General features: G+C 73.5%; 21 protein-coding genes and 1 tRNA gene. 10 read left to right on the plus strand and 12 right to left on the minus strand.

Annotated elements, in window-relative coordinates:
- Positions 1-88: 88 nt before the first annotated feature.
- The 3 genes from IAG42_RS16005 to IAG42_RS16015 form a co-directional block, all read right to left on the minus strand.
- Positions 89-1,333, minus strand: a complete 1,245-nt coding sequence (locus IAG42_RS16005) for an MFS transporter (protein WP_188337667.1) — start codon at positions 1,331-1,333, stop codon at positions 89-91.
- Positions 1,323-2,402 (minus strand): DNA polymerase III subunit beta family protein, encoded by a 1,080-nt coding sequence (locus IAG42_RS16010; RefSeq protein ID WP_188337668.1) that lies wholly within the window; start codon positions 2,400-2,402, stop codon positions 1,323-1,325. The genes IAG42_RS16005 and IAG42_RS16010 overlap by 11 nt, the downstream gene beginning before the upstream one ends.
- An 80-nt stretch (positions 2,403-2,482) precedes the next feature.
- A complete protein-coding gene (locus IAG42_RS16015; protein WP_188337669.1) occupies positions 2,483-3,100 on the minus strand; it encodes a LysE/ArgO family amino acid transporter in 618 nt (205 codons plus the stop codon).
- Between the two features lie 202 nt (positions 3,101-3,302).
- On the opposite strand from IAG42_RS16015, the gene IAG42_RS16020 reads away from it, so the two are divergent.
- Positions 3,303-3,815: a GNAT family N-acetyltransferase gene (locus IAG42_RS16020; RefSeq protein ID WP_188337670.1), complete on the plus strand. Its 513-nt coding sequence runs from the start codon at positions 3,303-3,305 to the stop codon at positions 3,813-3,815.
- A 21-nt stretch (positions 3,816-3,836) separates the two neighbouring features.
- On the opposite strand, the gene IAG42_RS16025 is transcribed toward IAG42_RS16020, so the two are convergent.
- A complete protein-coding gene (locus IAG42_RS16025; protein ID WP_188337671.1) occupies positions 3,837-4,109 on the minus strand; it encodes a DUF1876 domain-containing protein in 273 nt (90 codons plus the stop codon).
- Between the two features lie 204 nt (positions 4,110-4,313).
- A complete protein-coding gene (locus tag IAG42_RS16030; RefSeq protein WP_223206408.1) occupies positions 4,314-5,039 on the minus strand; it encodes a dienelactone hydrolase family protein in 726 nt (241 codons plus the stop codon).
- Between the two features lie 384 nt (positions 5,040-5,423).
- Here IAG42_RS16030 and IAG42_RS16035 point away from each other — a divergent pair, with 384 nt between their 5' ends.
- Positions 5,424-6,986: a M4 family metallopeptidase gene (locus tag IAG42_RS16035; RefSeq protein WP_223206409.1), complete on the plus strand. Its 1,563-nt coding sequence runs from the start codon at positions 5,424-5,426 to the stop codon at positions 6,984-6,986.
- A gap of 28 nt (positions 6,987-7,014) precedes the next feature.
- Here IAG42_RS16035 and IAG42_RS16040 read toward each other — a convergent pair whose 3' ends face one another.
- The 4 genes from IAG42_RS16040 to IAG42_RS16055 form a co-directional block, all read right to left on the minus strand.
- Positions 7,015-8,403, minus strand: a complete 1,389-nt coding sequence (locus tag IAG42_RS16040) for a M1 family metallopeptidase (RefSeq protein WP_188337674.1) — start codon at positions 8,401-8,403, stop codon at positions 7,015-7,017.
- Between the two features lie 37 nt (positions 8,404-8,440).
- Entirely contained in the window at positions 8,441-9,607 is a 1,167-nt protein-coding gene (locus tag IAG42_RS16045; RefSeq protein ID WP_188337675.1) for a YncE family protein, read from the minus strand.
- Positions 9,604-10,200: an ankyrin repeat domain-containing protein gene (locus IAG42_RS16050; RefSeq protein WP_188341422.1), complete on the minus strand. Its 597-nt coding sequence runs from the start codon at positions 10,198-10,200 to the stop codon at positions 9,604-9,606. The genes IAG42_RS16045 and IAG42_RS16050 overlap by 4 nt, the downstream gene beginning before the upstream one ends.
- Before the next feature lie 301 nt (positions 10,201-10,501).
- Entirely contained in the window at positions 10,502-11,071 is a 570-nt protein-coding gene (locus tag IAG42_RS16055; RefSeq protein WP_188337676.1) for a GlcG/HbpS family heme-binding protein, read from the minus strand.
- 320 nt (positions 11,072-11,391) lie between these two features.
- Here IAG42_RS16055 and IAG42_RS16060 point away from each other — a divergent pair, with 320 nt between their 5' ends.
- From IAG42_RS16060 to IAG42_RS16070, 3 genes are all read left to right on the plus strand, one after another.
- The gene (locus tag IAG42_RS16060; protein ID WP_188337677.1) at positions 11,392-12,678 is read left to right on the plus strand and encodes a sensor histidine kinase; all 1,287 of its coding nucleotides are present in this window, start codon (positions 11,392-11,394) and stop codon (positions 12,676-12,678) included.
- A 349-nt stretch (positions 12,679-13,027) separates the two neighbouring features.
- Positions 13,028-13,660 carry a response regulator gene (locus tag IAG42_RS16065; protein WP_188337678.1) on the plus strand — a complete coding sequence of 211 codons (633 nt, stop codon included), beginning with the start codon at positions 13,028-13,030 and terminating at the stop codon, positions 13,658-13,660.
- A gap of 106 nt (positions 13,661-13,766) precedes the next feature.
- On the plus strand, positions 13,767-14,267 hold the full coding sequence (locus IAG42_RS16070; RefSeq protein WP_188337679.1) for a hypothetical protein: 501 nt from the start codon (positions 13,767-13,769) through the stop codon (positions 14,265-14,267).
- Between the two features lie 31 nt (positions 14,268-14,298).
- Here the strand turns inward: IAG42_RS16070 and IAG42_RS16075 are convergent, their stop codons facing one another.
- Positions 14,299-15,000: a pentapeptide repeat-containing protein gene (locus IAG42_RS16075; protein WP_188337680.1), complete on the minus strand. Its 702-nt coding sequence runs from the start codon at positions 14,998-15,000 to the stop codon at positions 14,299-14,301.
- Positions 15,001-15,166: 166 nt separating this feature from the next.
- Here IAG42_RS16075 and IAG42_RS16080 point away from each other — a divergent pair, with 166 nt between their 5' ends.
- The gene (locus tag IAG42_RS16080; RefSeq protein WP_188337681.1) at positions 15,167-16,354 is read left to right on the plus strand and encodes an NAD(P)-binding protein; all 1,188 of its coding nucleotides are present in this window, start codon (positions 15,167-15,169) and stop codon (positions 16,352-16,354) included.
- Positions 16,355-16,467: 113 nt separating this feature from the next.
- On the plus strand, positions 16,468-17,481 hold the full coding sequence (locus IAG42_RS16085; RefSeq protein WP_188337682.1) for a zinc-binding dehydrogenase: 1,014 nt from the start codon (positions 16,468-16,470) through the stop codon (positions 17,479-17,481).
- Between the two features lie 15 nt (positions 17,482-17,496).
- On the opposite strand, the gene IAG42_RS16090 is transcribed toward IAG42_RS16085, so the two are convergent.
- Positions 17,497-17,970 (minus strand): GNAT family N-acetyltransferase, encoded by a 474-nt coding sequence (locus IAG42_RS16090; protein ID WP_188337683.1) that lies wholly within the window; start codon positions 17,968-17,970, stop codon positions 17,497-17,499.
- Between the two features lie 106 nt (positions 17,971-18,076).
- On the opposite strand from IAG42_RS16090, the gene IAG42_RS16095 reads away from it, so the two are divergent.
- The 3 genes from IAG42_RS16095 (at position 18,077) to IAG42_RS16105 (ending at position 20,667) form a co-directional block, all read left to right on the plus strand.
- Positions 18,077-18,742, plus strand: a complete 666-nt coding sequence (locus IAG42_RS16095; RefSeq protein ID WP_223206025.1) for a rhomboid-like protein — start codon at positions 18,077-18,079, stop codon at positions 18,740-18,742.
- 11 nt (positions 18,743-18,753) lie between these two features.
- Complete coding sequence (locus IAG42_RS16100; protein ID WP_188337685.1) at positions 18,754-20,169, plus strand: NAD(P)/FAD-dependent oxidoreductase; 1,416 nt, start codon at positions 18,754-18,756, stop codon at positions 20,167-20,169.
- Positions 20,170-20,250: 81 nt separating this feature from the next.
- Complete coding sequence (locus tag IAG42_RS16105; RefSeq protein ID WP_188337686.1) at positions 20,251-20,667, plus strand: nuclear transport factor 2 family protein; 417 nt, start codon at positions 20,251-20,253, stop codon at positions 20,665-20,667.
- Positions 20,668-20,719: 52 nt separating this feature from the next.
- Here IAG42_RS16105 and IAG42_RS16110 read toward each other — a convergent pair.
- Positions 20,720-20,796 (minus strand) — tRNA-Thr (locus tag IAG42_RS16110).
- Between the last annotated feature and the right edge of the window lie 89 nt (positions 20,797-20,885).

A 20,885-nucleotide genomic window follows, 5' to 3' on the forward strand; every position in this document is an offset into this window, starting at 1 on the left:
CTCCGCCGGGCTCGGAGCACCACCGGGCCCCCGGCACGTGTACGTGTGCCGGGGGCCCGGCGCATGTGCGGCCGGGCCCGAAGGACGGTCACAGCCCCGTACGGTCGCGGCGCAGCGGGCCCGAGGCGAGCCCCGCGACCGCCGTGCAGGCGAGGAGCAGGGCGCACCCGGTGAGGGCGAGGCCGGCGCCCGCGAGGTCGGCGAACGCGCCGAGCACGCTGTTCATGAGCAGCAGGGCCAGGCTCTGGACGAGGACGAGCACGGCCTGCACGCGGGAGAGATGGCTCTCCGGCGCCGTCGCGAGGACGAGTGGCGCGATGTGCGCGGCGAAGATCCCGCTGCCCGCGCCGACGACGAGCCCCGCGACGACGGCGGCCGGCGCCCCGGGCGCGAGCGCGAGGCCCAGTACGCCGGCGGCGGCCGGCAGCAGCGCCGCGGCCGACAGCAGTCCGGGCGGCCCGAGCGGCCCCCGCTTCACGACGACCAGGGTGCTCGCCACCGTGCCGACGCCCTGCGCCCCGATCACGAGCCCGGCGGCGGCCGCGCCCCAGCCCCGTTCCCGTACGAGGAGCGGGACGAGCAGGGCCATGACCGGCAGCAGGAAGCCCGCGGCGGCGCCCGTGAGGCAGAGCCCGGGCCGCAGCACGGGGTGCGCGAACGCGACCCGCACCCCCTCCGCCGCCTCCCTGAGGATCCCGTCCCGCGCGTCGTTCCCGGTCGCCGCCGGATCCCGTGGCCGTACGACGGTGAGGACGAGCAGCGCGCACGCGAAGGTGGCGGCGTCGACGAGTGCCGCGCCCACGAGTCCGGCGAACCCGACCAGGACGCCGCCGAGCGGTCCGCCGCCCATCGCGATCAGCTGCCCGCCCGCCTGCCGCAGCGACAGGGCGCGCGGCAACTGCGCGTCGTCGGCGACGAGTCGGCGCGGCATGGATCCGGAGGCCGGCAGGTAGAAGGCGTCGACGGTGCCGAGGGCGATGCCGGTCGCGACGAGCAGCCAGGGCGGGGTCCCGAGCCGGTACGCGACGGCGGCCAGGAGCAGCGTGCCGGCGAGCATCGCCGCGTCGCCCGCGATCAGCACCCGGCGCGCGCTCACCCGGTCGCCGACGGCGCCGCCGACCAGGAGAAGCAGCACGCGGGGCAGGGTGATGGCGCTCAGCGCCAGGCCGGCGACGGTGCCGCCGTGCGCGGCGGCGGCCCAGCCGAGGGCGAAGGAGAAGACGGCGTTGCCGAGGAGCGAGACGAGGATGCCGCCGAGCCAGAGGAGGTAGGCCCGGGGCAGGGCGGCCGGGGCCCGCGTCCGCGCGCCCGGGCCGGTGGTCTCAGTCCTCAAGGCGGACGGGCATGAGGAGCGAGAAGGTGGTCTCGTCGTCGGGGCGGCGGATCGTGACCGGCGCGGTGGGGGCGGCGAGTTCGAGCACGAGCCGGTCGCGGCCTCCGGCGGCCAGCGCGTCCAGGAGGTAGGCCCGGTTGACGGCGACGCACTCCGCGTCGTTCTCCCCCTCGGCGCACAGGGTCACGGTGCCGTCGTCCGTCACGCGGAGCACGCTGAGCTCGTGTTCCCCGGTCTCGTCGGACCGTACGGGGCCGGACTCCAGGGCGGCGCGGAAGGCCGCGACGTCGACGAGGGCCCGGCGCCCTCCGCCCGGCGGGAGGAGGCGCCGGTAGTCGGGGAAGTCGTGCTCGACGGCCCGTCCGGCCGTCTGCCGGTCCCCCGCCTCCAGCGAGACACGGCCGTCCTCGACGGCGAGCCGCACCGGCGCGTCCTCGTCGCCGGCGGACAGGGCGCGCATCGCGTCGGCGAGCGCGGCGGGCACGACGACCTGGGTCCGGCCCCCTTCGTGCCCGGTGACGGCCGCCCGGGCGACGGCCATCCGGTACCGGTCGGTGGCGACGGCGTGCAGCCCGTCGCCCTCGATGTCGAACAGCACGCCGCCCAGCACGGGCAGTTCGCGGTCGGCGCTCACGGCGAACCGGACGGCGTCGACGGCCTGCGCCAACTCCCTCGCGGCCAGGGTCACTCGGGTGCGTGCGGTGCCGGTGGTCGTCGTGTCCACGGGGTTCTCCCTCGATGCGAGCAGTGATCGGAGTGCGGAGAACTCCTCGCGGGCCCGGGACAGCCCCTGTTCGAGCCGGCGCAGGTGCGCGTCGAGCAGGTGCCGTACGAGATCGGAGTCGGCGCCCGACCATCCGGCCGTGACCAGCCGGATGTCGGCGAGCGGCATCCCGGCCCGGCGCAGCCTGGCGAGCAGCCGGGCCTCGTCGAGCTGCCCGTCCGTGTACCAGCGGTACCCGCTCACCGGGTCCACCCAGGCCGGGACGAGCACGCCCGCGCGGTCGTAGAACCGCAGGGCGCTCACCCCGAGCCCGCTCTCCCGGCCCACCTCACCGATGCTGCGCATGTCGCTCTCCACACCCGGGACTCTGGGCCCTGCACAAGGTCGAGGGTCAACCCTGGTCCGGCCTGTCTCACCCGCCCTTCTTAACCCGTCAGCGCCAGCCGCACCGCGAGACCCGCGATGAGCACGCTCGACGCGCACGCGGTCACCAGCCGGCCGCGGGGGCCGGTGAGGCCGCGGCCGAGGAGGGCGCCGCCGCCGGCGAGCAGGAGTTGCCAGCTGGCGGAGGCGGTGAACGCGGCGATCGCGAACAGGGCGCGCTGCCCGCTCCCGGTGACGGTGTCCGTGTCGCCCAGGACGAGGGCGGTGAAGTAGACGACCGTCATGGGGTTGAGGAGCGTGATGCCGAGGAGGCCGAGGTAGGCGCGGCCGGGCGCGAGGCCCGTGGGCCCGTCCCGGCCGGGGTCGCCGCGCCGCCGCAGCGCCGTCACCGCGGTGTGCGCGGCGAGGGCGAGCAGGACGAGGACGGAACCCCAGCGCAGCGGGGTGCGGATGCCTTCGACGAGCGGGGTGAGGGCCGCGCCCCCGCCGACCGCCGCGATGGCGTAGAGCCCGTCGGCGGTGGCGACGCCGAGGGCCGCGCAGGCGCCCGTACGCAGATCGGTGCGGGCGGTCAGCGACACGAGGTAGGCCGACACGGCGCCGACCGGTACGGCGATCCCGTACCCGGCGAGCAGCCCCGCGACCAGTGCCCCGCTCACGCGACGGGCGGGATCGGCCTCCGCCCCGGGCGCGTCCGCTGCTGTCGCCGCGCCGGGGTGGCGGGGGCGGTCAGCGGGCGCGGGGTGTACGTGGAAGTGGTCACGCGGGCATGGTGCGCGCCGGGCGGGCCGGTCCGCAACGGATTTGCCGGCCGGGGTGACCGTCACCCCCGGGACATCCCGGCCCGTCTACCCTCGACCCGTGCTGATCGAATCGCTCGACCCCGGCCCCGAACACGCCCTGCCCGGTGAGCTGCTCACCGAGATCACGGAGCTGTACGCGTCGAACAGGGAGTTCTTCGCGCTCAGCGGGGACTTCCCCGACCCGGACGCGATCACGACGGAACAGGTGGCGGCGGCCCTCGCCGACGATCTGTCGCAGCCCGGCGCGGAGGCGTTCCTGGCCCGCTCCGGCGGCCGGGTCGTGGCGCTGGCCCTGACGATGGCCCACCATCCCGACCCGGCCGATCCCGACCCCTGGCTGGGCCTGCTCCTGGTCGACTCCCGCGCGCACCGCTCGGGACACGGCCGCGCCGCGGCACGGGCGGTCGAGGACCACTTCCGGGCGCGGGGCCGCACGGCCCTGCGGCTGGCCGTCCTGGAGAACAACCCGAAGGCCCAGGCCTTCTGGACCGCCCTCGGCTACGCGGAGATCGACCGCCGCAAGGACCGTGACCTGGGCCGGGACTGCCGGGTCATGCGCAAGGAACTCTGAGCCCGATCTCCGAGCCCGCGCTCAGACCAGCGAGCCGGTCACCGGCTTGTGGGTGTGGGACTCGATGTCACGGGCGGCGTTGTCGCTCAGCTTGCCGGTGAGATCCGACAGGGCCCGGGCCGCCGCGAGCTCGTCGCCGATCACGGGGTCGTTCTGGTCCGCGGGATTGCAGCGGGCGACACCGTGCCCCGTCATCCGCTGCCCGCCCTTGCCGATCAGGGTGGCGTCGGCGGTGACCTTGCTGCCCTCTTCGGTGATCTCGATCTGGGCGTTCCACGTGGTCTTGGTCGTCATGACGGACCTCCTGTGCTCGAAGCGCACACCACGGCTCACTCTCCACGTTCCCACCACCGCGAACGCCCCGCATCCCGACCCCGGGGCCCCCGCTACGGCTCCGCCCGCCCGAGCGAGAGCCGGCGCCGCTCGCGGTCGACGGCGCCGACGACGACCGTCCCTCCAGGAACGACCACAGTTCGGGATGCTCGGCCGCCCCTCCGATCAGAAGGCCCGCTCCAGCAGCGGCAGCAGGCGGTCCCAGTGCTGTTTCAGGCCCGGCTCGCTGAAGGCGTCCGTGTCGCTCATCGTGAAGCCGTGTTCCGTGTCCGGGTAGATCTCGGACGTGTGGTCCAGGTTCGCCTCGGTGAGGGCCGCGTTGAGGTCGGTCAGGGCGGCCGGTGTCAGGTCGCTCGCGGCGTGGCCGAAGTGGATCGGGGCGGTGATCGCGGCCAGCGGGGCCGTGCCGTCGGCGGCGACCGGGGCGTGGAACGCGGCCAGGGCGGCCACCCGTTGCGGGTACGCCACCGCGGTGCGGACGGCGAGCAGGCCGCCGAAGCAGTAGCCGGTGACCCCGACCGGGCCCGCGCTCACCTGGGGTCGATCCGCGAGGAAGCGGAGATACGCCTCGGCGTCGGCCCGTACGCGCTCCGCGTCGAGCGCCTCGATCAGGGGCATCACCTGGCCCATGATCTGCGGTCGCTCCGCCGCGCCGATGTGGTCGGGGAGGTCGATCACGGGGGTGGGGCCGTGCCGGTAGAAGACGTTGGGGACCAGGACGTAGTAGCCGTGACCCGCCAACTCCTGGGCCATTTCGCGCAGTACGGGCCGAATGCCCAGTCCGTCCGGGTACATCAGGATCCCGGGGTACGGGCCGCCCCCGGCGGGGAACGCGGCGAACGCGTCGGCCGTGCCGTCGGGGGTGGGGACGCTCAGGGTCCCGGTCTCGATGGTGTCGGCGGTTTCGGTGGTTTCGGTGGTTTCAGTGGTGTCTGCGATGTTGTCCGCGTTCTCGTTGCACCTGGGTGTCCCGGTCGTCATGGCGCCCGAGCGTAGTCGATCATCAAGGCGCCGCCCCAGCGGGTTTCGACCCCAACTTCCGTGCCCCGCACGACCGTTCCTGCGCGCGCGTGCCGTCGATTACCGGACATTGAGCCAGTCCAATCGGACATGAACTGGCAAAATCTTGATGGCGTTCTGTCAAACGCGAGTCGACTGGTGTCACTCTCTCTCCGCTACCCCCCACGCACCCTTCCCCACCGGGTACTTGAAGGAGTTCGAGTGACTCACCGCTCCACCGCTCCCCGCGTCGCCGCCCTCGTCGCCTCTGCCGCGATGGTCGTCATCGGCGTTCAGGCCGGCACCACGGCCAACGCTGCCGACCGTGCGGCGGGCGCCACCGCGCTCACCCTCAGCGCGTCCCAGCGGGCCACCGCCCTGAAGGACGCTCAGGCCGACGCAAGCTCCACCGCACGTGACCTGAAGCTCGCGGCCGGCGAGAAGCTCGTCGCCCGTGACGTCGTCAAGGACGCGAACGGCACCACGCACACCCGTTACGAGCGCACCTACGACGGTCTGCCCGTCCTGGGCGGCGACCTCGTCGTCCACACGGCGAAGAACGGTGATCTGAAGGGCTCCACCAAGGCCCGCAAGGGCTCGATAGCCGTGGCGTCGACCGACGCCGGCCTGAGCACGAAGTCGGCCAAGAAGGCCGCCGTCGCCGCCGACAGCTCCATCAAGGGCGCCGCCGCGGACTCCACCCGCAAGGTGATCTGGGCCGGCAACCCGGCCAAGGCCCCCGTCCTCGCGTACGAGAGCGTCGTCACGGGCAAGCAGAAGGACGGCACGCCGAGCGAGCTGCACGTCGTCACCGACGCGACCAGCGGCAAGAAGCTCTTCTCGTACCAGGCCATCGAGACCGGCACGGGCGTCAGCGAGTACAGCGGCACCGTCACCCTCGGCACCACGGCCGCCTCCGGCGGCTACGACCTGCTCGACGGCGGGCGCGGCGGCCACAAGACGTACGACCTCAACGGTGGTACGACCGGCACCGGCACCCTCTTCCACGACGCGGACGACAACTGGGGCGACGGCACCTCCGCCAACCGCCAGACCGCCGCCGTCGACGCCGCCTACGGCGCCGCCGAGACCTGGGACTTCTACAAGACGGCGTTCAACCGCAACGGCATCGCCGGTGACGGCAAGGCCGCCTACTCCCGCGTCCACTACGGCAACGCGTACGTCAACGCCTTCTGGTCCGACAGCTGCTTCTGCATGACCTACGGCGACGGCACCAACAACACGAACCCGCTGACCTCGCTGGACGTGGCCGGCCACGAGATGAGCCACGGCCTCACCGCCGCCACGGCGAAGCTCAACTACAGCCGCGAGTCGGGCGGTCTGAACGAGGCCACCTCGGACATCCTCGGCACCGGCGTGGAGTTCTACTCCAACACCGCCGCCGACCCGGGCGACTACCTCATCGGCGAGAAGATCGACATCCGCGGCAACGGCACCCCGCTGCGCTACATGGACAAGCCCAGCAAGGACGGCTCCAGCGCCGACTACTGGAACAAGCGGGTCGGCAGCCTCGACGTGCACTACTCGTCGGGCGTCGCCAACCACTTCTTCTACCTGCTGAGCGAGGGCTCCGGCGCGAAGACCGTCAACGGCGTGTCCTACAACTCGCCCACCTACGACGGCTCCACGCTCGCCGGCATCGGCCGGGACAAGGCCCTGCAGATCTGGTACAAGGCCCTGTCGACGTACATGACGTCCACGACCAACTACGCGGGCGCCCGCACGGCCACCCTCCAGGCGGCCTCCGACCTGTACGGCGCGAGCAGCCCCGAGCGGGCCGCGGTCGCCGCGACCTGGGCCGCTGTGAACGTCAACTAAGCACCGAGCACCGCGCGTTGTTCTGCGGTCACGGGCTCTGCGGCTTCCCGGAGCCGTAGAGCCAGTCCTCCCAGACCCCGGCAAGGGCCTTCTCCTTGCCGGGGTTGCGCCGTTCCACGTACCGCGTGAAGTCGGCCGTGTCCGCGTTGCCGTACCGGTGGTCGGCGGGCCAGGACTTGAGGAGGGCGAAGAAGGCGCGGTCCCCGATCACACCGCGGACCCGGTGCAGGACCATCGCGCCCCGGTCGTAGACGGGCGGGTCCGATATGTGCGCCGCGTCCGGCGGGTGCGCGGGCGGGAAGGCCCAGATGGGGTCCGAGGCGGGGGTGGACCAGCGGGCGTCGAAGGTCTCCTGGACGGTGGCGCCGCCGTCGTGCTCCTCCCACAGCCACTCCCCGTACGTGGCGAAGCCCTCGTTGAGCCACATGTCGCGCCAGGTCTTCGGGGTGACGCTGTCCCCGTACCACTGGTGGGCGAGCTCGTGGACGAGGGTGCCGACGCTGGGCGTGCCGGGGAAGACGGGGCGGTTCTGGGTCTCCAGGGCGTAGCCCGAGTCCCCGTCCCGGTCGATGATCGCGCCGGTGGAACCGAAGGGGTAGCGGCCGAACGTCCTCGTCTCCCAGTCCACTATCTCCGGGAGCCGCGCGAGGACCTTCCCGCTCGCCCCGGCCTGTGTCGGGTCGACGGCCGTGAACACCGGTATCCCGCCCGGGGTGCGGCTCTCCCGCGTGGTGAAGCGGCCGACGGCGAGCGTGGTGACGTAACTGGCCATGGGCTGGGCCACGTGCCAGGACCAGGTGGTGCGACGGCCGTCCGCGGTGTCCTTCCGCCCGCGCAGCTCCCCGTTCGAGATCGCCTGCACGCTCTTGGGGACGGTGACCGTGATGTCGTACGTCGCCTTGTCGGACGGGTGATGGTTGCCCGGGTACCAGGCCATGGACCCGGTGGGTTCGCCGAGCCCGAGGGCGCCGTCGGCGGTGCGCAGCCAGCCCTCCTGGGAGCCGTCCGGGTCGGTGATCGTGACGGGCTCGCCGTCGTAGCGGACGGTGGTGCGGAAGGTGCGGCCCGCGCGCAGCTCGTCGCGCGGCCGGATCGTCAGCTCGGTGCCGGTGCGGCTGACCACGGCCCGCTCGCCGTCGACGGTGGCGCCGCGCACGGTCATGCCGTCGAGGTCGAGGTCGAAGGCGCTGAGGTCCTTGGCGGCCCGCGCGGTGAGGACGGCCGTCCCGGTCAGCCGGTGGGAGGCCGGGTCGTAGGCGAGGTCGAGGGCGTAGTGCGTGACGTCGTAGCCGCCGTTGCCGAGCCGCGGGAAGTAGGGGTCGCGCAGTCCGGAACCGCCGGGCTCACCCTGTACCCCGCCGCAGCCGGCCGCCGCGGCCAGCGCCAGGAGGATCACGGGGAGGCGGGGGGTGCGCACCCCGTGATCCTATGGCGCGGGCGAGGGAACCGCCCGGTCAGAGGACCGCGATGCCCAGGGGGCGGGCACCGGCGGCCAGTCGGTGGGTGTCGCCGCTGTCGAGGTCGACGACGGTGATGCCGTTCCAGTAGCCGTCACGGGTGAAGCCGCCGGTGACGTACGCGGTCCTCCCGTCCTTCGACACCGCGACGTCCTCGTGCGGGCCCTTCAGCGGGATCACCTTCTCCTCGCCGTCCTTGCTGCGGACGGTCAGCGACGGGCCCTCGTCCTGCGAGGGGTCGATCGGCCCGGTGCCGACGGCGAGGAGCGTGCCGTCGGGGGCGATCGTGACGCCGTGCTGATGGGTGTTGGCCGTCATCTTCTCGATGACCGACTTCCCGGTCTTCGGGTCGAGCACGACGAGGCGCTCGCCCTCGAACGGGAACAGCAGCTTGCCGTCGGCCCGCACGGCCGCGTAGTGCGGCTTCAGCCAGGAGCCGAGCCCGCCCTCGGTGCCGTAGGGGGCGACCTCGATGCGGCGCGTGTCGTGGGTGCGGGCGTCGACGACGGTGACGTCGAACGAGTCGTGGTCCGTCGCGTACACCTCGCGGCCGTCGCGGGACACGTCCACGTCGAACGGGCGCCGGCCGACGTCGGTGGTCTCGGTGACCTTCCGGGTCTTCGTGTCGATGGTCTCCACCGTGCCGTTGCCGCCGGGCACGTTCACGCCGACGTAGACGTGCTCGCCGTCGGGCGCGATCGCGATGCCCATGCCGCCGCCGCGGTACTCGCCGCCGGTGACGGGCCCGAGGTCGTCGGTCTCGTACGCGATGAGGTCCAGGCGCTCGCGCCGGTCGGTGTCGACGACGGCGACGCCCTCGGCGGTGGCGACCCAGGCGCGGCCGTCCTCACCGACGACGAGCCCGTACGGGTGTGCGCCGACCTTCACCGAGTCGACGGGCCCCTTCTCGGGGTCGACGAACGTGACGGTGTCGGCGCCGAAGTCGGCGACCAGGAGCGTCCCGTCGGGTGTCCTGCCGCTCGGCTCGGGGCCGGGGCTGCGCACCGGGGACGAGGAGGCGGACGCCGGGGCCTCGGCCGCCTCCGACGCGCCGTCCGCTCCGTCGGCGGCCGTCGAGCAGCCGGCGAGCAGGGCGGCGGAGGCCAGCGCGAGGGCCGCCGTACGGGACAGGCGGGCGCGGTGGGTCAGGGTGCGGCGCGTCATCGTACGGCCCTCAGCAGACCCGCGATCTCGGTGAAGCCGCGGCGTTCGGCGTGCTCCAGCGCGGTGACGCCGTCGGCGTCGGCCAGGCCGGGCGCGGCGCCGGCGGTGATGAGGAGCTCGACGATCTCCTGGTGGGCGCGGCCGCCGTCGCCGAGGATGACGGCTTCGAGGAGCGCGGTCCAGCCGAGCCGGTTGACGTGGTCGACGTCGATGTCGGTCTCGCGCAGCAGGGCGCGGACGTAGTCGACGTGGCCGCGTTCGGCGGCGGGGATCAGCGAGATGCCGCCGAAGCGGTTGGTGAGCTTCAGGTCCGGGCGGGCCGGGAGCAGCGCGCGCATCATGGCGACGCTGCCGGTGACGCCGGTGACCAGCCACGGGCTGTCCTCGCGGTCGTCCTTGGCGTCCGCGTCGGCGCCCGCCGAGACGAGCGCCTGCGCGGCCTCGACCCGGTCGTTCAGCGCGGCGAGCAGCAGCGGCGTGCGCTGGTGGGCGTCGCGGATCTCGGTCGGGGCGCCGTCGGCGAGGGCGGCCCGCACGGCGTCGGCGTCACCGAGGGCGGCGGCGTCGAGCAGGGCACGGTGCTGAGGGTTCATGGCGGCTCTCCGGGTGGCGGTCGATCGGGTCCTGGACATCCCGGCCGCGGTCACCGTGGCGAGGTGGATCCGGGACGCGTGCAGCCGGGTGACGGCGACCTTGACGGCCAGGGGCAGGGACACAGCGACGATCCTTTCTCGGTGGTGCGGGACACGTGACGTGGGGGACCCGTCCGGTCAGCTGAACGGTCCGTCTGCGAACCGCCCGGCCCGGGACAGGCGGGGCCGGGCGGTCGGCGGACGGCTCCGGCGGCGCCAGGACTGGGGTGTGCCTGGCGCCGCCGGAGGTTCAGGGGGCGGGTCAGCCGTTCAGGGCGGCGACACCGGCCTGGGCGAACTTCTCGTCCAGGTCGCCGGACGGGGCGCCGGCCACGCCGATGCCCGCGATCGGGGCGTTCTTGGCGGTGACGGGGGCGCCGCCGCCGAGGAACAGGGTGCCCGGGATGTCCTTCAGGGTCGGGGCGTTCTCGAGGCGCTTGACCAGCTCGGAGGTCGGGGCGTTCCAGGAGACGGCGGTGAACGCCTTCTTCTCGGCGGCCTCGTAGGACTGCGGGCCGGCACCGTCGCCGCGCAGGGTCAGGATGGTGTTGCCGTTGCGGTCGACGACGGCCACGGAGACGCGCTGGCCCTCCTTCTCGGCGGCGTCGAGCGCGGCCTGGGCGGCCTTCGACGCGGCGTCGATGGTGAGGTGCGTCGTCGTGGTGGTGGTGTTGCCCTTGACGTTCGCGGCGGCGACGGCCGGGGCGGCGGACTGGGCGGAGTCGGCGGCGCTCGCCGAGTAGGCGCCGAAGCCACCGAGGGCGATCGCGGCAGCCAGGGAGGTGCCGGTGATGACGCGGGCGCGCTTCGAGACCTTCTTGACGTGCTTCATGAGGATCAATCTCCAAGGGATGTGAAGGGTGGCTGGGACACCGGCGGTCCGGTGCGTGGTCGAGGAGGCTCGGCCCGCCCGGTGGCTTCCGGTTCCTGCCGTCCCGCTCTGGTATCCATCCTGGGCCCGCGACCCGCCCCCGCCCGTCGACGTTCCGGCTGGTCGCGGCGGCCCGAGCGGCCGACCCGGGGGTCATCCGAACGGTTGACCCCTGCAGCGCCGAAGCAGGTGAGAATGGGAATGTTTGCCCATTTCACGGACTCGATCGCGGCGGCGCGCACGCGCCCGCCCGCGCCGTGTGGAGGAGAGGAGGTGCGCCCATGACGGACGCCGACCGACGGGACCCCGCCCGCACCGGACGCCATGCCCGTCCGGCGGACGAGCCGGCACCCGGCCCGCTGACCGAGCACGACCCCGACGGACGCTGGCTCGAGATCCTCATGAGCGTCGCGTTCTTCGTCCTGCTCGGCTCGTCCATGATCCGGTTCGTGCAGCGGCACGGCGAAGAGGTCAAGGCCCCCTACGTCATCACCCTGGCCACGGTTCTCGCCGTCCTCTACATCGTCGGCCCGCGCCGCGGCACCGTGCCGAACCTGCCGCCCGGAGCCCCGATCCCCTGGCCCCGGCCGCGCCGCCTCGCCTGGCTCGTCGTCGTGATCGTCGTCTGGGCCGTCCTCGTCGACGTCGCGCCCAGCTTCGCGTGGGTGGCCGTGCCCCTCTTCTACGCGATCCTGCGCACCCTGCCCACGGTCGCCGCGTACGTCCTGGTGGGGCTGCTCACCGTCGTCGTGATCTTCGCCCAGCTGCATCTGGCCGGGCGGTTCGACCAGGACCTGGTGATCGGGCCCGCCGCCGTCGCCGCGTTCGCCACGGCGATCTTCACGCAGATGCAGCGGCAGGCCGCGCGGCAGCGGGCCCTCATCGACGACCTCATCCGCACCCGGCGCGAACTCGCCGCCTCCGAACGGCGCGAGGGCACCCTCGCCGAGCGGCAGCGGCTGTCCATGGAGATCCACGACACCCTCGCGCAGGGCCTGTCCAGCCAGCAGATGCTGCTCCAGGCCGCCGAGCGCGTCTGGGACACCGACAGCGCCAAGGCCCGCGTCCACGTCCACACCGCGACGTCGATCGCCGAGCACAACCTCACGGAGGCGCGCCGCTTCGTGCACGACCTCGCCCCGGCCGACCTGGCCGACGGGCTGGAGGCGGGGCTGCACGCGGTCGCCGAGCGCGCCTCCGGCGAGCGGCTCTCCGTGCGGGTCCACATCGACGACGGGGGGCGTACGCCGCGGCTGCCGGACCGGGTGCAGTCGGCGCTGCTCCGCATCGCGCAGGGGGCGCTCGCCAACGTCCGCGAACACTCCGGGGCGACGGAGGCGGCGGTGACCCTGACGCTCCTCGACGACCAGGTCGTCCTGGACGTCGTCGACAACGGCACCGGGTTCGACCCCGCGACGCTTCCCGACGCGTCCACCGGTGTCCGTGGGCACGGGGTTCCCGCGATCCGCGCCCGTGTCCGCCAGCTCGGCGGCACCCTGACCCTCGACTCCGCCCCGGGCGAAGGCACGGTCCTGACAGCGGCGATCCCCTTGTCCCCCCGAGCCTGACCCCTCCCAGGGACTCCGCCCCGGCCCCCGCTCCTCAATCGCCGGAGGGGCTCGATCTACGACTCTCCCGCCGGAGGGGCTCGATCTTCGACTCTCCCGCCGTCGTGGCTGGTCGCGCAGTTCCCCGCGCCCCTGGAGATGCGCACTTCGTGCGCCATCTCCATCGGGCGGTCACCCGTCGGGGAAATGCGACCCGAAGGGTCTGCATTTCAGGGGCGCGGGGAACTGCGCGAGAAGCCCCACTGGCCCGCACCCGGCGACGAAATCGCGACCCCCGACGGCGATGGCCCCGCACCAATTCGACCCGCACAATAAACACCGCAGCCCACCCGAGGAGACCCGCGCCATCATGACCCAGCCCGTGAAGATCCTGCTCTGCGACGACCACGTAGTGGTCCGCGCCGGCCTCCTCGCCCTCCTGGACAGCGCCCCCGACATCGAGGTCGTCGGAGAGGCCGGCACCGGCGAGGAGGCCATCGCCCTGGCCGCCAAGCTCACCCCGGACGTCGTCCTGATGGACCTCCAGCTCGGCGAGGGCATCGACGGCGTCGAGACGACCCGCCGCCTCACCGCGACCCCGGGCGGCGGCCCGAACGTCCTGGTCCTCACCACGTACGACACGGACGCCGACATCACCCGCGCCATCGAGGCCGGCGCCACCGGCTACCTGCTCAAGGCGGAACGCCCCGAGGAACTGTTCGCCGCGATCCACGCCGCCGCCCAGGGCCGCACCACCCTCTCCGCCCCGGTCGCCTCCCGCGTCATGGCCAATATGCGCAAGCCCCGCCCCACCCTCACCGACCGCGAGCGCGACATCCTCGCCCAGCTCGCGCACGGCCTGAGCAACCGGGAGATCGCCAAGGCCCTGTTCATCAGCGAGGCCACGGTCAAGACCCACCTGGGCCGGATCTACGACAAGCTCGGCGTCGACACCCGCGCAGGCGCCGTGGCCGTGGCGAAGGAGCAGCGCCTCCTGCCCTGAGCCACACACCCCCGCACCCCGGCCCACCCCACCGCACCCGTACCCCCGCGCACCGCCGCCCCGCACGCGGGGCGGCCCCGCGCACGCACGTGACACCATCACGTACGTGCTCGACATCGGATACGCCCTCTCCCGCCGCTTCCCGGACCCCCCGCAGACGGACTACCGCCGCGCGGACGTCCACGCGCTGCGCCACGACCTGTTCAGCGGCGACGTGTACCTGGCCGACACGAAGGCCGACCGGGAGCTGTCCACAGCCTGGGGATGGGTGCCGGTGCTCGACTTCGCGTGGGCCCTGTGCGACATCACCGAGCAGCTGGACCGCGACCCGCGCGGCAGCCGCAGCGCCACCCCCCAGTACGCGGAGCTGGACTTCACCGAGTCCACCGACCGCATGCTGTTCGAGCGCCGCTTCGGCTGGGTCGACATCGAGGCCGACTGGATGCCCGGCGACGAACCGCCGCTCACCTTCTCGCACTCCGAACTGCGCCGCGAGGCCCGCGACTTCCTGCACGACCTGATCGCCGATCTGACCGACATGCACGAGGACCTCGCGGACAACCCGGCGATCTGGGACCTCCAGGCCCGCTTCCCCCGCACGAAATAGCGGCCGGCCGGCCCCGGCGGGCGGCCCCCGCTCACCCCTCCACCCGCACCCCCAGCGCCGCCGCGAACACCGGCGCCAGATCCAGCAGCTGCGCCGTCGAGATCACCGCCCCGCCCAGCCGGTCCACCCCGCGCGCGATCTCCAGCCGCGCCGCGTCCCGTAGATCCACGTCCACCAGCGTCGCCGCCGACAGATCCGCCCCCGTCACCACGCACCCGGGGAACTCGACGCGCTCCAGCCGCGCGCCCCCGAAGTCCGGCTCCACCAGCACACAGCCCTCGAACACGACGTCCTTGAGCCGCGCCTTCCGCAGATTCAAATAGTCGATCTTCCCGCCACGGATCAGCACCCGCTCCAGGACCGCCCCGTGCAGCTGCGTCCCGCCGAGCCGCGCGTCCACCACCTCGACGTCCCGCAGCGTCGCCCCGGCCAGATCCGTGCCCACGCCTCTGATCCCGCTCAGCGACGAGTCCAGGATGCGCGCCCGGCCCAGGTCCGTGCCGTCCAGCGCGCACTCCTCGACCGCGCAGTCCATGAACCGCGCCCCGATCCCCTCCTGCCCCGACAGGTCCGCGCCCCGCAGCTCCACCCCGTCGTAGTCCCCGTCCGGCTCCAGGCCCGCCCCCGCGGGCCACGGCTCCAGCGGAGGCAGCCGCAGCTCGGGCCGCCGCGCCCGCCGCACCTTCGCCGCCCCGGCCCCGCCCCTGCTCCCGCCACCACTCCTGTCGACCATGCCCCCATGCTGCCCGGCCCCACTGACAACGCCGCGCAACCCCTCCCGACCAGCGCCGATCCGCGCCCGCCCCGGCCGATGTCACATCCGGGGGTGCCGCCGTCGTCGTATCCGTGAAAGCCACCCCAGCGCCCACGGAACGCGCGCACGAAGGCAGGAGCACCGCATGGCCCGCAGGACGACCCCCGATCTCACCGTCGTCGGCGGCGGCTTCGCCGGTCTGACCGCCGCGATCACCGCCGCCGAGGCCGGCGCCCGCGTCACCCTCCACGAGGCCCACCACACCCTCGGCGGCCGCGCCCGCACCGCCGACGCCGCCCACCGCACCCACGACGGCCCCCACGCCCTCTACAACGGCGGCCCCCACTGGACCTGGCTGAAGCACCGCGACCTGCTCGGCGCCATCGCCTCCGTACCGCCCCTCGAAGGCGCCCGGCTGCGCTTCCACCGCGGCGGCGTCCTGCGCCGCACCCCGCCCGCCGCCCTGCTGCGCCTGCTGCGCCACCGGGCCGAACGCGCGCCCGTGGACGAGGACTTCACCACCTGGGCGAGCCGTCTCGTCGGCCCCGACGGTGCCCGCGCCGCCGCCCACTACACCGCCGTCGCCCTCTTCCACCACGACCCCGGCTCGCTCTCCGCCCGCTTCGTCCAGGAACGCCTGCGCCGCACCGCCAAACTGCCTCCCGAGGCGCACTATCCGGTCGGCGGCTGGTCGTCCGTCATCGACCGCATGGCCGCCCGCGCCTGGAACCTCGGCGTCCGCGTCGAGACCCTCAGCCGGCTCGACACCCTCCCCACCGACTCCCCCGTCGTCGTCGCCACCTCCCTGGACGCCGCCCGCCGCCTCCTGCGCGACGACACCCTCGTCTGGGACAGCGGCCGGACCACCCTCATCGACCTCGCCCTGCGACGGCGCCGCGGCGACGCCTTCGCGGTCTCCGGCATCGACTTCCCGGCCTGGCTCGAACGGTTCACCGCACAGGACCCCTCGCTCGCCCCGCACGGCGAGAGCCTCCTCCAGGGACAGGTCCCGATCGCGCCCGGCGAGTCCAAGGCCGACGGTTCCGCCCGCGCCGAGCACCTCCTCGACCTCGCCTTCCCCGACTGGCGCGACCGCACCGTGTGGCGCCGCGACGCCGTCGCCAAGGGCCGCACCGGCGCCCTCGACCGCCCCGGCACCACCTGGCGCGACCGCCCCGCCATCGACCGCGGCGACGGCGTCTACCTCGCCGGGGACATGGTCGCCGCCCCCGGCGTCCTGTCCGAGGTCTCCTTCACCAGCGCCATCGAGGCGACCACCCTCGCCCTGCGCTCCGCCCTCCGCGTCCCGGGCCTCGACCTCAAGTCCGCCTGAACACAAGCCCCCACCCTTGACCTCAAGTCCGCTTGAGGTCGAAGACTGGCGGCGTCGGCGGCCCGGCCGACCGCCGGCACCCGCCGGCGACCACCACCCGCTGGGGAGCCCCCATGCACGCCGTACGCCTGCACGCCTTCGGCCCCGCCGAGAACCTCACCTACGAAGAGGCACCCGACCCCGCACCCGGCCCCGGCCAGGTCCGCATCGCCGTCGAGGCCGCCGGTGTCCACCTCCTCGACACCGCCCTGCGCACCGGCCACCGCGGCCCCCTGCCCGCACTCCCGGACCTGCCCACCATCCCCGGCCGCGAAGTCGCCGGCACCGTCGACGCCCTCGGCCCCGGCACCGACCCCACATGGCTCGGCCGCCGCGTCGTCGCCCACCTCGGCATGGTCCCCGGCGGCTACGCGGAACGGGCCGTCACCGGCACCGACCGCCTCCACGCCCTCCCCGACACCCTCGACGCCGCCCAGGCCGTCGCCCTCATCGGCACCGGCCGCACCGCCGCCGGCATCCTCAACTTCACCAAGGTCACGCCGGACACCGTCGCCCTGATCCCCGCCGCCGCCGGCGGCATCGGCACCCTCCTCGTCCAGTACGTGAAGCACGCCGGCGGCACCGTCGTCGCCCTCGCCGGCGGCCCCGCCAAGACCGCGCAGGCCACCGCCAACGGCGCCGACCTCGCCCTCGACTACACCACCCCCGACTGGGCCGACACCGCCCGCGCCTTCCTCACCGCACGCGGACAGCACGCCACCGTCCTCCTCGACGGCGTCGGCGGTGCCACCACCGACACCGCCCTCGACCTCCTCGGCCCCGGCGGCCACCACCTCGTCTTCGGCTGGTCCGCCCAGGGCATCGGCGCCGACACCGGCCCCCGCCTCCTCGACCCCGCCGAACAGACCCGCCGCGGCATCACCCAGGAACCGGTCCTCGGCCCCCCGCTCCTCGCCCGCGCCGGCGGCCCCGACCCCCTGCGCACCCTCGAACTCCGCGCCCTCGACCTCGCCGCCCGCGGCGTCTTCCGCCCGGCGCTCCACCGCTTCCCCCTCGCCGAAGCGGCCGCCGCCCACCACGCCCTCGAAACCCGCGCCACCACCGGCAAGGTCGTCCTCGAACCCTGACCGGCCCCCGGCGCCTCAGCCTCCGAGCGCGCCCAACGCCTCGTCCGTCAGCCGGAACACCGTCCACTCGTCCTGCGGCCGCGCCCCGAGCGCCCGGTAGAAGTCGATCGCCGGCGTGTTCCAGTCCAGCACCGACCACTCCAGCCGCTCGTACCCCCGCTCCCCACAGATGCGCGCCAACTCCCGCAGCAGCGCCTTCCCGTACCCGCCGCCGCGCGCCGACGGCCGCACGTACAGATCCTCCAGATAGATCCCGTGCACCCCGCGCCACGTCGAGAAGTTCAGGAACCACAGCGCGAACCCGACCACCTCACCGGTCACGTCGTCCTGCGCGACATGCGCGAACGCCGCCGGCCGCTCCCCGAACAACGCCTCCCGCAACTGCTCCTCGGAGGCCCGCGCCTCCTCCAACGCCTTCTCGTACTCAGCTAGTTCACGCACCATCGCGTGAATGACGGCAACGTCCTCGACCCTGGCCTCACGAATCATGGACGCAGGCTAACCGCCGGAGGGAAACGCGGCGCGCGGCACGCATCTCCACAGGCACGGAGCCGTCAATCCCGCCCCCGCCCCCACCCGCATGCCTGAATCAGACATGCCCGCACGCCCCGCCCACCTCTGGCCCCGCGCCAAGACCTACGTACGACAGGCCCCCGGCACCTACATCTGGCTGGCGGCACTCTTCGTCACCACCGTCGCCCTCCACCACATGACCCCCGCCTTCGAAACGACCTTCCTGCGCCGGCGCTCGACCAACCTCCACGAGCTGTCGCAGAACCCCGTCCGCGTCCTCGTGGCCTCCGCCTTCTGGATCGACGGCAGCAGCTGGTGGCCCTACGCCGCGCTCTACACCCTCTTTCACGCCCCCGCCGAACACCGCCTCGGCACCCCCCGCTGGCTCGCCGTCGTCGCCGCCTCCCACATCCTCGCCACCCTCATCAGCGAAGGCGCCCTCCTCTGGGCCATCCACCACGGCCACGCCCCGACCTCCGCCGTCAACACCCTCGACGTGGGCGTCAGTTACGCCCTCGCCGGCGTCGCCGCCGTCCTCACGTACCTCATCCCCTCCCCCTGGCGGTACGCCTACCTCGCCGCCGTCCTCACCGTCTACGGCCTCCCCCTCCTCACCGGCACCGGCCGCACCTTCACCGACCTCGGCCACGCCACCGCCGTCCTCATCGGCCTGTGCTGCCGCCCCCTCACCCGCGCGACCGCGCCCGTCCCGCTCACCCCCTGCCGCAAACCCCCGCCCCCGCAGTAACGTCCACCGCCATGAGCAGCACGAACCGCAGCGCCACCACCACCGTCAACGGCGGCATCTCCTACTGGTACGCCGACGACGGCCTCCCCGACACCCGCGAGCCCCTCCCCGGCGACGCGACCGCCGACGTCGTCATCGTCGGCGGCGGCTACACCGGCCTGTGGACGGCCTACTACCTCAAGAAGGCCGCCCCCTTCCTGCGCATCACCGTCCTCGAGCAGAAGTTCTGCGGCTACGGCGCCTCCGGCCGCAACGGCGGCTGGCTCTACAACGGCGTCGCCGGCCGCGACCGCTACGCCAAGCTCCACGGCCACGACGCCGCCGTCCGCCTCCAGCAGGCCATGAACGACACCGTCACCGAGGTCATCGACGTCGCCAAGGCCGAGGACATCGACGCCGACATCCACCACGGCGGCGTCCTCGAAGTCGCCTACACCCCGGCCCAGCTCGCCCGCCTCAAGGCCTTCCACGCCACCGAGGTCTCCTACGGCGAGAAGGAACGCACCCTGCACGGCGCCCGCGAGACCGCCGAACGCATCCGCGTCGCCGGCGCCGTCGGCTCCACCTGGACCCCCCACGGCGCCCGCCTGCACCCCGTGAAGCTCGTCAAGGGCCTCGCCCGCGCCGCCGAGGCCCTCGGCGTCACCATCCACGAGTCGACCCCCGTCACCGAGATCAAGCCCAAGCACGCCATCACCCCCTACGGCACCGTGCGCGCCCCCTACGTCCTGCGCTGCACCGAGGGCTTCACGGCCTCCCTCAAGGGCAGCCGCCGCACCTGGCTCCCCATGAACTCCTCCATGATCGCCACCGAGCCCCTCACCCCCGCCCAGTGGGAGTCCATCGGCTGGGAAGGCCGCGAGACCCTCGGCGACATGGCCCACGCCTACATGTACGCCCAGCGCACCGCCGACGACCGCATCGCCCTCGGCGGCCGCGGCGTCCCCTACCGCTTCGGCTCCCGCACCGACAACGACGGCCGCACCCAGCCCCACACCGTCGAGGCCCTGTACGACATCCTCACCCGCTTCTTCCCCCAGCTCACCGGCCTCGGCATCGCCCACGCCTGGTCCGGCGTCCTCGGCGTCCCCCGCGACTGGTGCGCCTCGGTCAGCCTGGACCGCTCCACCGGCCTCGGCTGGGCGGGCGGCTACGTGGGCTCCGGCGTCGCCACCGCGAACCTCGCCGCCCGCACCCTGCGCGACCTCGTCCAGCAGGACTCCGGCCAGTCCGGCCCCACCGACCTCACGGCCCTCCCCTGGGCCAACCACAAGGTCCGCAAGTGGGAGCCCGAGCCCTTCCGCTGGCTCGGCGTCCACGGCATGTACGCCACGTACCACGCCGCCGACCGCCGCGAACTGACCGGCCGCACCACCGAGTCCTCCCGCCTGGCCAAGGCCGCCGACAAGATCGCCGGCCGCGGCTGACCGGCCGCGACAACCCCCCGTTGTCGCACCCCCACCGCAGTTGTTGGCCGCACCATGGCCCCGAGCACTTCACTCGGGGCCATGACCACAGAAGCCACCCCCCGCGCCGTCGTCACCCGCTACATCGAGGCAGTGGCCGGCGGCGACCTGCCCACGATCATCGATTCCTTCGCCGAGGACGCGACCTGGACCTACCCCGGCACCGGCCTCCCCCTCTCCGGTACCTGGCGCGGCCGCGACGCGATCATCAACGACTTCCTCGGCAAGGCCACGGCGTCCCTCTTCGCCCCCGGCACCACCCCCACCATCACCCTGACGAACGTCCTGGCGGACGGCCCCACGGTGATCGCCGAATGGCGGGCCCAGGCCGAAGCGGCCACCGGCCTCCCCTACGACAACCACTGCCTGGGCCTCTTCACGGTCCGGGCCGGCCGGATCACCGAAGTCCGCGAGTACACCGACACCCGCCACGCGGCCCAGGCCCTCTTCGGCCTGTGAACAGCGAAAACCCCAGGTCACACCTGTGGTGACCCGGGGTTTCGGCTGATCGTGGAGCCCCCTGTCGGATTCGAACCGACGACCTACGCATTACAAGTGCGTTGCTCTGGCCAGCTGAGCTAAGGAGGCAGCCCGTGCAGTGTAACCAACGCCGTCCGCGGACCTCTCGAAAATTCCGGCGAATCCCACAGGCCCCGACCTGCTGACATACCCACCCC

It is taken from the genome of Streptomyces xanthii (genome assembly GCF_014621695.1).
Lineage (GTDB): Bacteria > Actinomycetota > Actinomycetes > Streptomycetales > Streptomycetaceae > Streptomyces > Streptomyces xanthii.